We start from the raw sequence: 12,278 nt of genomic DNA on the forward strand, positions 1-12,278 counted from the left end.
ATTATTTGATATATCATCAGAATTCCAATCTGAATCACGCAAAAGCGGTTTATTGTGTGCAAATATAAGCGTACTATTATTAGGGTGTCTATTTAGGTGTTTTTTTTTGTTACTAATTTGTTATTGCATTTAGAGGCATTTATTGCTGGTAGTTATGTTGCTTTCTTTCTTCAGGAAAGCTTGGGTTGCCGCATGTCGGTGTCTTCCTGCTAGGAGCAAGGAGTCAAGATGTTTGATATTGTCGAACTGTCGAGATTACAGTTTGCCTTAACAGCGATGTATCACTTTTTATTTGTACCGCTAACGTTAGGTATGTCCTTTATGTTAGCGATCATGGAAACGGTGTATGTCCTGTCCGGTAAGCAAATCTATAAAGATATGACAAAGTTCTGGGGTAAGTTATTTGGTATTAACTTTGCCCTGGGTGTTGCTACAGGTCTGACTATGGAGTTCCAGTTCGGGACTAACTGGTCATACTACTCTCACTATGTTGGTGATATCTTCGGTGCGCCTCTGGCAATCGAAGGTCTGATGGCATTCTTCCTCGAATCCACATTTGTTGGTCTGTTCTTCTTCGGCTGGGATCGTCTCAGTAAGAAACAGCATCTGATGGTAACCTGGTTAGTGGCTATTGGTTCTAACTTCTCTGCGCTGTGGATTTTGGTTGCGAACGGCTGGATGCAGAACCCTATTGCATCTGATTTCAACTTTGAAACCATGCGTATGGAAATGCTGAGTTTCTCTGAGCTGGTTCTCAACCCGGTTGCACAGGTTAAATTCGTGCACACCGTTGCCGCAGGTTACTGTACAGGTGCTGTTTTTGTCCTGTCTATCAGTGCCTGGTATATGCTGAAAGGCCGCGATTTTGCTTTTGCAAAACGTTCTTTCGCTATTGCGGCAAGCTTTGGTATCGCTGCTGTGTTATCCGTTATTGTTCTGGGCGATGAGTCCGGTTATGAAATGGGTGACGTGCAGAAAACCAAGCTGGCGGCGATTGAAGGCGAATGGCATACTCAGCCGCCTCCGGCTTCATTTAACGTGATCGCATTCCCTAACCAGGACAAAATGGAGAACAGTTTCTCTATTGAAATCCCGTATATGCTGGGGATTATCTCGACCCGCTCAATTGATACACCGGTGATTGGTCTGCGTGACCTGATGGTGCAGCATGAAGTCCGTATCCGTAATGGTATGACGGCTTATGATCTGTTACAGCAACTGCGTCAGGGTAATACTGATGCTGCTGTGCGTGATGCATTCAATCAGAGCAAAAAAGATCTCGGTTATGGTTTACTGCTTAAGCGCTACACTGATGATGTCAGTAATGCATCAGAAGAGCAGATTAAACAGGCGGCAAAAGACTCTATTCCGCGCGTTGCACCACTGTTCTGGGCATTCCGTCTTATGGTTGCCGCAGGTGGTCTGATGCTTATCGTGCTGGGTCTGTCGTTCCTGAGTGTTCTGCGTAACCGTGTTGGTAAATCCAAATGGTTGCTGCGTGCATCACTGCTGAGCCTTCCGTTACCATGGATTGGTGTTGAAGCAGGCTGGTTCGTTGCTGAATATGGCCGTCAGCCATGGGCTGTGGGTGAAGTATTACCAACAGCATACGCAACGTCGAATCTGGCAGCCGGAGACATTCTGTTCTCTATGGCGCTGATCTGCGGTCTGTACACATTATTCCTGATTGCTGAAATGTTCCTGATGTTTAAGTTTGCACGTCTTGGTCCAAGCAGCTTAAAAACCGGCCGTTATCACTTTGAAACGTTACCGGCGCAAGACGCTAAGTAAACAGGAGCCCACTTATGTTTGATTATGAAATATTACGGTTTGTATGGTGGATACTGATCGGCGTGCTGCTGATTGGCTTCACTGTAACTGATGGTTTTGATATGGGTGTGGGTGTTCTGTTGCGGGTTATCGGCAGAGATGATACGGAACGTCGTATCATGATTAATGCGATAGCACCGCACTGGGACGGCAACCAGGTATGGTTGATCACCGCAGGTGGCGCACTGTTTGCTGCATGGCCGATGGTCTATGCTGCTGCATTCTCCGGCTTTTATATCGCAATGATTCTGGTCCTGGCGGCATTATTCTTCCGTCCGGTCGGTTTTGACTATCGTTCAAAACTGGAATCACCAAAATGGCGCGGTATGTGGGACTGGGGTATCTTTATCGGCAGTTTCGTTCCGTCATTAGTCATCGGTGTGGCGTTCGGTAACCTGTTACAGGGTGTGCCGGTTGAAGTTAACTCTTATCTGCAGGTCTCTTATGCAGGGAGCTTCTTCGGTCTTCTGAACCCGTATGGTCTGTTAGCCGGCTTAATCAGTCTGATGATGATTGTGGCTCACGGCGGAACTTACCTGCAGATGCGTACCACCGGTGATTTACACCTGCGTGTGCGCAAAGCAACCACTATTACCGCATTGCTGACATTTGTTCTGTTCGCAGTGGCCGGTGCGTGGCTGATGTGGGGCGGTATCGATGGTTTCCGTGTCGTATCTGACCTGGATCATTTCGGTCCTTCCAACCCGGTAACGAAAGAAGTGGTTCAGGAAGCGGGCGCATGGATGGCGAACTTTACAGCGCATCCAATCCTGTGGATCCTGCCGGCTATCGGTCTGGTTTCTCCTCTGCTGGTGGTTCTGTTCACCCGTCTGGATAAAGGTGCATTTGCGTTCGTATTCTCTGCACTGACTATTGCCGGGGTGATCCTGACTTGTGGTACAGCCATGTTCCCGTTCATCATGCCTTCAAGCATTGATCCGAACGTCAGTCTGACTATGTGGGATGCAACATCCAGCCTGTTTACCCTTCAGGTAATGACTGTTGTTGCGATTATCTTTGTACCAACTGTTCTTCTGTACACCATCTGGTGTTACGTGAAGATGGCGGGTCGCCTGGATAAATCCTTCATCGAAGACAACAAACATTCACTGTACTAAGGAGCAGACGCATATGTGGTATTTTGCATGGATCCTCGGAACGCTCCTGGCATGTAGTGTCGCAATTATTGCAGCACTGGCCATTGAGCACCACGAAGACAAAGCCGCGTCAGGCGAATAAGACGTATGTTGGATAAATCTTACCAACTACTGGATAAGGGTCCCTTACGGGCCCTTGTCCTCATCATGGCGCTGGGGCTGGCATTTTGTGTGATTTGGGATCCGTCGCGTTTTGCGGCGAATACCAGTTCACTGCAAATCTGGCAGGGGCTGCTGATGATCTGGGCCGTATGCAGCGGTGCAGTTTTCGGCACTGCTTTTCATCCGAAACGCGCAGTCTGGAAGATTATCTTTCATCCCATTCCCGCCATTGTGATCCTGGCTTACGGCCTTTATCACTTTTTTATCTGATAAAGTCGTTTTTCATTAAAAAAGCCGTTCATCTGAACGGCTTTTTTTTTGTCTGTCTCACGGATAGCGCAACTGTTCTGCATTCTCACTGAAATAGCCGACAAAATAGTCGATAAATACCCGCACCTTCTGTGGCAGATGTGCTGCAGGCGGGAATACCATATTGATGCTTTGATCCGGCATATCCCGCTGTCTGAAGACCGGCACTAATTCTTCCTGCATCAATTGCTCTCTTATATACCAGACCGGCAGCAGGCTGTATCCCTGATGTGCCAGTGTCATGGTGCGGATAGCCTGAATAGAATTGGACACAAACGCGGTATTGTCCGGGGCCGGCAGATGCTGACGCCAGGCGCTCTGACTTAACAAATTACTGTTGGCGATAAACGGTAGTAAAGCGGGATCGCTGTTATCCGTTACCTGATAGCGGTCGATAAAGTCCGGTGTTGCCACATAGCACACCGGAAAATCAGCCAGCCTGCGGTAACGCAGCCCGCTGTCGCTCAGTGTGCCGAGCCTGAGCACCACATCCAGTTTCTGGGCAATCAAATCACTCAGAGTATGATCGACCCGGTAATCCAGCTGGATAAGCGGATACTGCATCCGGAATGCCGGAAGCTGCGGCAGCAGAAATTGCCCGCCGAATTCGGCTGTGGCACTGAAACGCAGGGTGCCCTGTGGCTGAGTCGTACCCGCCATTACGGCATCAAGCGCATTATCAAACTGTTGTAACAGCGGCCTGAACTGCTGATACAGCGCGTGACCGGACTCCGTCAGGGTAAACTGGCGCGTTGTCCGGTGTAGCAGTGTGGTGTTCAGCTCTGTTTCCAGAGCCTTGATATGCAGGCTCACCATCGACTTGCTTAAATTCAGGCGGGTTGCCGCACGGGTGAATGACCCGGTATCCACTACATATATAAAGGTATTAATTTTTTCAACAGATGTCAGCATAAGTTTGTTTAATTTGATCAAACAATATTGTTTATATTGACGCATAGACGCCGCAGGTCAACAACTTTTACACTGCTGACCGGAGGAAACTATGACCTATCGTTATCGCGTCGCCCTGATTTTTTTACTGGGCTTTTTTATTGATTGCATCAACATTTTTATGTCTGCCATTACATTACCGGCTATAGCGGAATCGTTGCAGGTTTCATCGCTTTCCGTTACCTGGGTGGCGAACAGCTATATTCTCGGGCTGACCCTGATCATTCCGCTGAGCCGCTGGCTGGCTGACCGTTTCGGGATCCGCGAACTGATGACCTTCTCGATGCTGCTGTTTGCAGTCACTGCTGTACTGGCGGGCGGGGCGGATTCTTTTTCATCTCTGATCACCTGGCGGTTTTTGCAGGGGGTGGCAGGCGGATTGCTGATCCCTGTCGGGCAGTCCCTGACGTTTCAGTATTTTCAGGGACATGAGCGCAGTAAAATTTCCACTATTATTATGATGATCGCTCTGATTGCCCCGGCGTTATCACCGATGCTGGGCGGATTGATAGTTGATGTGGCCGGCTGGCGTCCGGTGTTTTATGTCAATGCGCCGTTTGCACTGCTTACAGCGCTGCTGGCGTGGTGCTGGATAAAGGAGCCGAAAACAGCCACATGCCCGGCGCCGGATCTCAAAGGGCTTTTGCTGGTCAGTATTGTGCTGGCATCGCTGCTGATTGCGCTGTCACTCTATGGTGAGTATCACAATATCAGTGGTGCGCTGGCACTTGCGGCACTGATGTTGCTGAGTGCGCGGCTCTATTATCGCCATTACCAACGGGATCCGCAGGCGATTATTGACCTTTCTCTGCTGAAAAATACCCGGTTGTGGTTATCTGTCGCTGTCTATTATGCGGTGCCCGGTGTGTTTACCGGGGTAAATATTCTGGCTATTTTTTACCTGACAACGGTTCTGAACCTGACAACCGGCGTCACCGGTGCCTTTATGCTGCTGTATGCCGCGGGAGCGCTGGTGTCGATGCTGGTCAGCGGAGCGCTTTACAATAAAGCCGGCGCAGGGCGGCTCTTTTTCATCAGCCTGTTATTGCACAGCGGCGGGATAGCCCTGTTTGCCCTGACTGATGTGAATACACCACTCTGGTTTATTGGTCTTATCTATCTTCTTACCGGAACCGGCGGCGGGATAGCTGCTAACTGCGCCCAGACCACGGCGCTGTATGATTTTCGCGATGCACAGCTGACCAAAGCCAGTGTTATCTGGAATATTAACCGGCAAATCGTATTCAGCATCGGTGCGGCACTATTAATGACGCTGTATCAGACCCTGAATATCATCATCCCGGAAAACGCATTTAAAATGACATTCCTGTGTGCGGCAGTGGCCGGGCTTATCCCGCTTATTTTTTTATGCCGCGTACGCTACCGCACATCATTAAAACCGGCAGACTCTGCCACGGAGACATCTCATGAACCATCCTGACATTCAGCAGGCTGTTAATAGTATCAATATTGTTCACGAACTGATTTATCAGGTTTTCACCACACCGGGTGAGGAAGGTAAAGCAGCACTGCACACTTTACTGACGCATTTTACCGGTGATTTCTCTATGACAGGGATTAGCGGGGCGGTTGCTGATCATGACACCGTGGTGGCGGTATTTACCCGGATGCAGGGACAAAAACAGGGTACGCCGATAGAAACGTCAGATTATGAGTGTGTCCGGCGGACAGAAAATACACTCGTTATGCGTTATCTTGAAACTCAGCACTTCTCCGGGGTGACTACCGTACGACGTTCTGTGGTGATCCTGACTAAAAATAATGACGAAATGTGGCAGTGGCATTATCTGCACGAAACACCGCTGGTATCATAACCGGCGTAAGTTCCGGGTATTTTGACCCGTAATACAGGATAAAAAAACCGTTTTTATAAAATAAAGATAAACGGATTTTATTTAAGATATTACAATAAGTTAGAATATCGGGTAAATAAATCGGTAGCATAAAAATCCGGAATTATCCGGATTTTTGCGTATTAGTGAGGATAAATGTCTTTTAATAAGTGTTTAATGATAGCACTGAAAGGCAAAAGTAACGCTGCTAACGTGTTGTAATTCGTAACAAAATATTTTTTCACGGCAACCTCTGAATGAGCTTGCGTGTTGCATAAAGGCGAGTATGATTAGCGCGCGGACAAACGGGCTTTTCTTATCTTTACGTACTAAGCATTTTCAATACGTTTGGTCTTCACGTATAGTTTGCAGGGCAAGTCTGCTGATAAGAGTTAGTTGCGGGATATTCAATGTTTAGTTGGCCAATACGGATTTACTACGAAGATACTGATGCCGGTGGTGTTGTGTACCACGGGCAGTATGCTGCGTTTTTTGAGCGGGCCAGAACTGAAATGTTACGGGCACGGGGCTTTCACCAGCAGCGACTGCTGGAAGAACAGATTGGATTTGTAGTCCGCAGATTAACTATCGATTATCATCATCCGGCAAGGTTAGACGACCTGTTAGAGGTACAGAGCGCGATTACAGAGATTCGCCGCGCGTCCCTGACATTTACGCAAACACTTATGCATAAAAACGGAACTCTTTTATGTCGCGCAGAGGTACTTGTCGCCTGCGTGAATATTTCTTTAATGAAGCCGATAGCGCTTCCCGAGTCTATTGTCGCGGAGTTTAAGCAGTGACTGACATGAATATCTGGGATTTATTCCTGAAAGCAAGTTACCTCGTGCAATTTATCATGCTGGTATTGCTGGGCTTTTCTGTTGCATCGTGGGCGATTATTATTCAGCGGACTAAAATCCTGAATGCCGCGACGCGTGAAGCGGAAGCGTTTGAAGACAAATTCTGGTCAGGTATCGAATTGTCCCGTCTGTATAAAGAGAGCCAGGCGCGTCGTGACGAATTAAGCGGCACAGAACAGATTTTCCACTCCGGCTTTAAAGAGTTCGCCCGCCTGCATCAGGCAAATGTACACTCACCGGAAGCGGTTGAAACCGGTGCTGCGCGTGCAATGCGTATCTCGATGAACCGTGAAATGGAAAACCTGGAAAATAATATTCCATTCCTGGGAACTGTCGGCTCCATCAGCCCGTATATCGGTCTGTTCGGGACAGTCTGGGGAATTATGCACGCCTTTATCGCATTAGGTGCGGTAAAACAGGCAACATTACAGATGGTGGCACCGGGTATTGCAGAAGCACTGATTGCAACCGCAATTGGTTTGTTTGCGGCAATCCCTGCGGTAATGGCTTACAACCGTCTGAATAACCGTGTGAATAAATTAGAACAGAACTACGATAACTTCAGCGAAGAGTTTCTGGGGATTTTACACCGTCAGGCGTTTGCATCTGCTGATAAGAAATAAGGCAGGAGATTACTATGGCACGTCAACGCAGACGCAGGCGGGAGCTGAAATCTGAAATTAACATTGTTCCTTTACTGGACGTGTTACTCGTGTTGTTGCTTATCTTCATGGCAACGGCGCCGATAATCAGTTCAAGTGTGGAAGTGGATCTCCCTGATGCCTCCGATTCTCAGGCGGTATCGACCAATGATAATCCACCGATTATTCTGGAAGTATCAGGAGTAGGGCAATATACCCTGGTGGTAAAACAGGATCGCCTGGAATTACTGCCGGAAGAACAAATTATTGCGGAGGCAAAAGCACGCCTGGCGGAAGATCCGAAAACGATTTTCCTGGTCGGCGGTGCCAAAGATGTGCCTTATGAAGAGATTATTAATGGTCTGAATATTCTGAAACAGGCCGGAGTGAAATCTGTAGGTCTGATGACGAAACCGATGTAAGGTTTGTTATGCCGTTGTTTTCACTCAGTGTGTTAGGGAATTAAGCGTGAGAAAGCTGAAAGAGCGTAAAGATAAATTAAATCGTTCTGTCATCACATCTGTTGTGTTGCACCTTCTGCTGGTTGCGCTGGTGATTTGGGGATCATTTGTTACCAAATCGGGATTGACGGGCGGCGGTGAAGGCGGGCAGGTGATTGACGCTATTATGGTTGATCCGAACGCGATGGTTGAAAATTTCAATCAGCAGCAACAACAACAGGCAAACGCAAAACAGGCTCAGGCGCAGCGCGAGAAAAAAGAGAAGCAGCAGGAAGAAGAATTACGCCAGAAAGAGGCGCGCGAGCAGGAACGATTAAAAGCGATTGAAGAAGAACGTCTGAAAACTGAGCAAAAAGTTGACGATCAGAAAAAAGAAGCTGAAGAACAGCAAAAGCAGGCTCAGGACGCACTGAAAAAAGCGAAAGAAGAGCAAAAAATTGCAGAAGCAGCCGCCGCCAAAGCGCAGGCTGAAAAAGAAAACCTGATAAAAGAGCAGGCGCTGGCGAAGAAAAAGTCAGATGAAAAAGCAGCTGCACAGCAAGCAGCAGAAGAAGAAAAGGCGAAAGCTGAAAAAGCAGCTCAGGAAAAGGCCGCTAAAGCAGAAGCCACAAAAGCAGAAGCAGCTAAAGCTGAAGCCGCTAAAGCAGAAAAAGCCGCCAAAGAAAAAGCAGCTAAAGAAAAAGCAGCCAAGGCCGCAGCGAAAAAACAGGCCAATGAAGTGGATGACCTCCTCGGCGGACTGGCATCCAACGCCCCGGGAACAGAAAGCGGCGGCGCATCCGCTGCCGGTCAGGGTGGTGGCAAGAAGAGCGGAACAAACTCGGATGGTGATATGAACGGTTATATCGCACAGGTCCGGTTAGCGATTCAGGCGAAGTTCTATAATGCGGATATGTACCGCGGTAAAACCTGTACGCTGGAAATTAATATTACTGATAAGGGGACTCTTATCAGTGTAAATGCGGTTGGTGGTGATGACGGTTTATGTCAGGCAGCTCTCGCGGCTGCTAAACAGGCACGTATTCCTGCTCCGCCGAGTAAATCGGTCTGGCAGCAGTTTAAGAATACCAAACTGGACTTTAAGCCTGAATAAGCTGTAATACAGCGTGAGTAACCCGATATATCAGGTTATAGTTTTTACTGTGGTATCTGGTTTTGGTTATGAACGTTTGTTAAAATACCTATTTCACGCGGGCATTGGCGCAACAAGGGAGAGAAAATGAAGCAGGCAGTTAAATATATGCTCGGTTTTCTGATGCTGTGGGCGGCAGTTGCTCAGGCTGAAGTTCGTATCGAGATAACACAGGGTGTTGATTCAGCGCGTCCTATTGGTGTTGTGCCTTTCCAGATGGCGGGTGGCGGTAGTGCACCTGAAGAGATTGGTGCCATTGTTGCGGCTGATTTACGTAACAGCGGAAAATTTAATCCGATTGACCCGGCCCGTATGCCTCAGTTACCGGGAACCGCGTCAGAAGTGGTTCCGGAATCCTGGACAGCACTGGGTATTGATGCCGTTGTTGTCGGTCAGGTTCAGCCGGGTGCTGACGGTAATTATCTGGTGAGCTACCAGTTAGTTGATACCTCTGGTGCGCCGGGCAGTGTGCTTGCTCAGAACCAGTTTAAAGTAACAAAGCAGTGGTTGCGCTATGCAGCTCATACTGCCAGTGATGAAGTTTTTGAGAAATTAACCGGTATCCGTGGCGCATTCCGCACGCGTATCGCATATGTGGTAGTGAAGAACGGCGGCGGCTATCGTTATGAGCTGCGCGTGTCTGACTATGACGGTTACAACCAGTTCACGGTTCACCGTTCACCGGAGCCTCTGATGTCTCCGGCATGGTCACCGGATGGTGAAAAAATTGCGTATGTTACCTTTGAAAGCGGAAGCTCAGCACTGGTTATCCAGAACCTGTCCAGCGGAAATGTTCGCCAGGTTGCTTCATTCCCGCGTCACAATGGTGCACCGGCATTTTCACCGGATGGTTCTAAACTGGCATTTGCGTTATCGAAATCCGGTAGTCTGAATCTGTATGTGATGGATCTCGGCTCAGGCCAGATGCGTCAGGTAACAGATGGTCGTAGTAATAATACTGAGCCTTCATGGATGCCGGACAGCCAGACGTTAGCCTTTACATCTGACCAGGCTGGCCGTCCGCAAATCTATAAGGTCAATATTAATGGCGGTGCCCCCGAACGTCTGACTTGGGATGGGACTCAGAACCAGAACGGCGACGTCAGTTCTGACGGTAGTTTCCTGGTAATGGTCAGTTCAGGCGGCGGGAAACAGCATATCGCCAAACAAGATCTAGTAGCGAACAATTTCCAGATTTTAACGGATACGTTCCTAGATGAAACGCCAAGTATCGCACCAAACGGCACTATGGTTATTTATAGCTCCTCGCAAGGTATGGGAACTATATTGCAGCTGGTTTCGACCGACGGGCGTTTCAAAGCGCGTCTTCCGGCGACTGACGGACAGGTTAAATTCCCTGCCTGGTCGCCGTATCTGTGATGCATTAAAATATGTATGGCAAATTATAAAAGGATCAAAGAGATGCAACTTAACAAAGTGCTTAAAGGGCTGATGATAGCTTTACCTGTTCTGGCCGTCGCTGCATGTAGTTCTAACAAAAACGACCAGGCTGATGCGGGCACTGTCGACAATAGCGCAAACACTGGTATGTCAGCTGAAGATCTGGCTCGCCAGCAACTTCAGGAACTTCAGAACAACAATATCGTATACTTCGGTTTCGACAAATACGACATTTCTCCTGAATTCCAACAGCTGCTGGACGCACACGCTGCATTCCTGCGTAACAACCCGTCTTACAAAGTGACTGTTGAAGGTCATGCGGATGAGCGTGGTACTCCGGAATACAACATCGCACTGGGCGAACGTCGTGCTAACGCTGCTAAGATGTATCTGCAGGGTAAAGGCGTGAACGGTGAACAAATCTCTATCGTTTCTTACGGTAAAGAAAAACCAGCAGTTCTGGGTCACACCGAAGCTGACTACGCGAAAAATCGTCGCGCAGTACTGGTATACTAAGAGATATACATGAAAAGTAACTTCAGACGCCTGATGGTGAGTCTGTCGTTATTGATAGGTGTAGCGGCCCCCTGGGCCGCTATTGCTCAGGCACCCATCATCAATATCGGCTCAGGCTCCACTGATGACCGCCTCGTACAGCTCGAGCGTATTTCCAATGCGCATGGTCAGCTATTAACTCAACTCCAGCAACAAGTCATGGATAACCAGCGCGATATCGATACACTGCGCGGGCAAATCCAGGAAAGTCAGTATTTACTGAATCAGTTGACGGAGCGCCAACGCGAACTTTTCTCACAGCTGGATACTCTTTCCGGCGGCACATCGAATGGTGCATCAACAGACAGCGGATCATCTGCAGGTGGTGATTCTGCGTCTGCCGCTGTACCTGCGGATACCTCTGCACCTGATGCTGCTGCAAGTAAGGGCAATGAGAAAGATGACTATAATGCCGCGGTGAATATGGCGATGAACACCAAAGATTACGATGGTGCAATCGGCGCATTTCAGAGTTTTATTCAAAGCTACCCAAAGTCGAGTTATCTTCCTAATGCCAATTATTGGTTAGGTCAGATGAATTACAACAAAGGCAAAAAAGATGACGCTGTGGCGTACTTTGCTTCTGTGGTAAAAAACTGGCCGAAATCTCAGAAAGCAGGTGAATCCTTCTATAAAGTCGGATTGATCATGCAGGAGAAAGGGGATAAAGCGAAGGCAAAAGCCATCTATCAGCAGGTTATCGCGAAATATCCCGGTTCAAGCGGCGCGAAACTGGCTGAGAAAAAATTGTCTGGTTTATAACCGGGCAGGCAGTACCGTTGTTCATAAAATAGCCCCGCACTGAGAAAATATGTCTCAAACGGGGCTAAGTGAGTGAATTGTAAGCGTTTGAACAAGTTTTTTTGAAATAATCATTGCACCTGACGGATAAATCAGTAATATACCGTGCCGTTGGACAGAGAGTATGGGGCGTTAGCTCAGTCGGTAGAGCAGTTGACTTTTAATCAATTGGTCACAAGTTCGAATCTTGTACGCCCCACCATCGAATTGTTATTCCCCACT

The 12,278-nt window shown here is 48.2% G+C and carries 14 protein-coding genes and 1 tRNA gene; 14 read left to right on the top strand and 1 reads right to left on the bottom strand.

What is annotated here, in order from left to right:
* Nucleotides 1-228: 228 nt before the first annotated feature.
* Genes cydA through ybgE form a run of 4 tightly spaced genes read left to right on the top strand, consistent with a single transcriptional unit; the run spans nucleotide 229 to nucleotide 3,359 of the window.
* Nucleotides 229-1,791: a cytochrome ubiquinol oxidase subunit I gene (gene cydA, locus AYY17_RS08940; RefSeq protein WP_067423079.1), complete on the top strand. Its 1,563-nt coding sequence runs from the start codon at nucleotides 229-231 to the stop codon at nucleotides 1,789-1,791.
* 14 nt (nucleotides 1,792-1,805) lie between these two features.
* On the top strand, nucleotides 1,806-2,948 hold the full coding sequence (gene cydB / locus AYY17_RS08945) for a cytochrome d ubiquinol oxidase subunit II (RefSeq protein WP_067423081.1): 1,143 nt from the start codon (nucleotides 1,806-1,808) through the stop codon (nucleotides 2,946-2,948).
* A 13-nt stretch (nucleotides 2,949-2,961) separates the two neighbouring features.
* Nucleotides 2,962-3,069: a cytochrome bd-I oxidase subunit CydX gene (gene cydX, locus AYY17_RS08950; protein ID WP_067400274.1), complete on the top strand. Its 108-nt coding sequence runs from the start codon at nucleotides 2,962-2,964 to the stop codon at nucleotides 3,067-3,069.
* A gap of 5 nt (nucleotides 3,070-3,074) precedes the next feature.
* Nucleotides 3,075-3,359, top strand: a complete 285-nt coding sequence (ybgE, locus tag AYY17_RS08955) for a cyd operon protein YbgE (RefSeq protein ID WP_067400276.1) — start codon at nucleotides 3,075-3,077, stop codon at nucleotides 3,357-3,359.
* A 57-nt stretch (nucleotides 3,360-3,416) separates the two neighbouring features.
* Here the strand turns inward: ybgE and AYY17_RS08960 are convergent, their stop codons facing one another.
* The gene (locus AYY17_RS08960; protein WP_067423528.1) at nucleotides 3,417-4,310 is read right to left on the bottom strand and encodes a LysR family transcriptional regulator; all 894 of its coding nucleotides are present in this window, start codon (nucleotides 4,308-4,310) and stop codon (nucleotides 3,417-3,419) included.
* 91 nt (nucleotides 4,311-4,401) lie between these two features.
* Between AYY17_RS08960 and AYY17_RS08965 the strand changes: the two genes are divergently transcribed.
* From AYY17_RS08965 to AYY17_RS09010, 10 genes are all read left to right on the top strand, one after another.
* A complete protein-coding gene (locus tag AYY17_RS08965; RefSeq protein ID WP_067423083.1) occupies nucleotides 4,402-5,790 on the top strand; it encodes an MFS transporter in 1,389 nt (462 codons plus the stop codon).
* The gene (locus AYY17_RS08970; protein ID WP_067423085.1) at nucleotides 5,777-6,184 is read left to right on the top strand and encodes a hypothetical protein; all 408 of its coding nucleotides are present in this window, start codon (nucleotides 5,777-5,779) and stop codon (nucleotides 6,182-6,184) included. Before AYY17_RS08965 ends, AYY17_RS08970 begins: the two co-directional genes overlap by 14 nt.
* A 428-nt stretch (nucleotides 6,185-6,612) precedes the next feature.
* On the top strand, nucleotides 6,613-7,005 hold the full coding sequence (gene ybgC / locus AYY17_RS08975; protein ID WP_067400283.1) for a tol-pal system-associated acyl-CoA thioesterase: 393 nt from the start codon (nucleotides 6,613-6,615) through the stop codon (nucleotides 7,003-7,005).
* On the top strand, nucleotides 7,002-7,688 hold the full coding sequence (gene tolQ / locus AYY17_RS08980; protein WP_067400286.1) for a Tol-Pal system protein TolQ: 687 nt from the start codon (nucleotides 7,002-7,004) through the stop codon (nucleotides 7,686-7,688). Before ybgC ends, tolQ begins: the two co-directional genes overlap by 4 nt.
* Nucleotides 7,689-7,702: 14 nt before the next feature.
* Nucleotides 7,703-8,128 carry a colicin uptake protein TolR gene (tolR, locus tag AYY17_RS08985; protein WP_067423087.1) on the top strand — a complete coding sequence of 142 codons (426 nt, stop codon included), beginning with the start codon at nucleotides 7,703-7,705 and terminating at the stop codon, nucleotides 8,126-8,128.
* Between the two features lie 46 nt (nucleotides 8,129-8,174).
* Nucleotides 8,175-9,260, top strand: a complete 1,086-nt coding sequence (gene tolA / locus AYY17_RS08990; protein WP_067423089.1) for a cell envelope integrity protein TolA — start codon at nucleotides 8,175-8,177, stop codon at nucleotides 9,258-9,260.
* Between the two features lie 126 nt (nucleotides 9,261-9,386).
* Nucleotides 9,387-10,679: a Tol-Pal system beta propeller repeat protein TolB gene (gene tolB, locus AYY17_RS08995; RefSeq protein WP_067400293.1), complete on the top strand. Its 1,293-nt coding sequence runs from the start codon at nucleotides 9,387-9,389 to the stop codon at nucleotides 10,677-10,679.
* A gap of 42 nt (nucleotides 10,680-10,721) precedes the next feature.
* Nucleotides 10,722-11,216 carry a peptidoglycan-associated lipoprotein Pal gene (gene pal / locus AYY17_RS09000; RefSeq protein ID WP_067370330.1) on the top strand — a complete coding sequence of 165 codons (495 nt, stop codon included), beginning with the start codon at nucleotides 10,722-10,724 and terminating at the stop codon, nucleotides 11,214-11,216.
* Between the two features lie 9 nt (nucleotides 11,217-11,225).
* Complete coding sequence (cpoB, locus tag AYY17_RS09005) at nucleotides 11,226-12,017, top strand: cell division protein CpoB (RefSeq protein WP_067423091.1); 792 nt, start codon at nucleotides 11,226-11,228, stop codon at nucleotides 12,015-12,017.
* 165 nt (nucleotides 12,018-12,182) lie between these two features.
* A tRNA-Lys gene (locus AYY17_RS09010) sits at nucleotides 12,183-12,258 on the top strand.
* The last annotated feature ends 20 nt before the right edge of the window (nucleotides 12,259-12,278 follow it).

The organism is Morganella psychrotolerans (assembly GCF_001676055.1).
Classification (GTDB): domain Bacteria; phylum Pseudomonadota; class Gammaproteobacteria; order Enterobacterales; family Enterobacteriaceae; genus Morganella; species Morganella psychrotolerans_B.

What these genes read in the sequence shown, in the direction of transcription:
- cydA (WP_067423079.1), top strand. Translation starts at nt 229, where the DNA reads ATGTTTGATATTGTCGAACTGTCGAGATTACAGTTTGCCTTAACAGCG.
- cydB (WP_067423081.1), top strand. Translation starts at nt 1,806, where the DNA reads ATGTTTGATTATGAAATATTACGGTTTGTATGGTGGATACTGATCGGC.
- cydX (WP_067400274.1), top strand. Translation starts at nt 2,962, where the DNA reads ATGTGGTATTTTGCATGGATCCTCGGAACGCTCCTGGCATGTAGTGTC.
- ybgE (WP_067400276.1), top strand. Translation starts at nt 3,075, where the DNA reads ATGTTGGATAAATCTTACCAACTACTGGATAAGGGTCCCTTACGGGCC.
- AYY17_RS08960 (WP_067423528.1), bottom strand. Translation starts at nt 4,310, where the DNA reads ATGCTGACATCTGTTGAAAAAATTAATACCTTTATATATGTAGTGGAT.
- AYY17_RS08965 (WP_067423083.1), top strand. Translation starts at nt 4,402, where the DNA reads ATGACCTATCGTTATCGCGTCGCCCTGATTTTTTTACTGGGCTTTTTT.
- AYY17_RS08970 (WP_067423085.1), top strand. Translation starts at nt 5,777, where the DNA reads ATGAACCATCCTGACATTCAGCAGGCTGTTAATAGTATCAATATTGTT.
- ybgC (WP_067400283.1), top strand. Translation starts at nt 6,613, where the DNA reads ATGTTTAGTTGGCCAATACGGATTTACTACGAAGATACTGATGCCGGT.
- tolR (WP_067423087.1), top strand. Translation starts at nt 7,703, where the DNA reads ATGGCACGTCAACGCAGACGCAGGCGGGAGCTGAAATCTGAAATTAAC.
- tolB (WP_067400293.1), top strand. Translation starts at nt 9,387, where the DNA reads ATGAAGCAGGCAGTTAAATATATGCTCGGTTTTCTGATGCTGTGGGCG.
- pal (WP_067370330.1), top strand. Translation starts at nt 10,722, where the DNA reads ATGCAACTTAACAAAGTGCTTAAAGGGCTGATGATAGCTTTACCTGTT.
- cpoB (WP_067423091.1), top strand. Translation starts at nt 11,226, where the DNA reads ATGAAAAGTAACTTCAGACGCCTGATGGTGAGTCTGTCGTTATTGATA.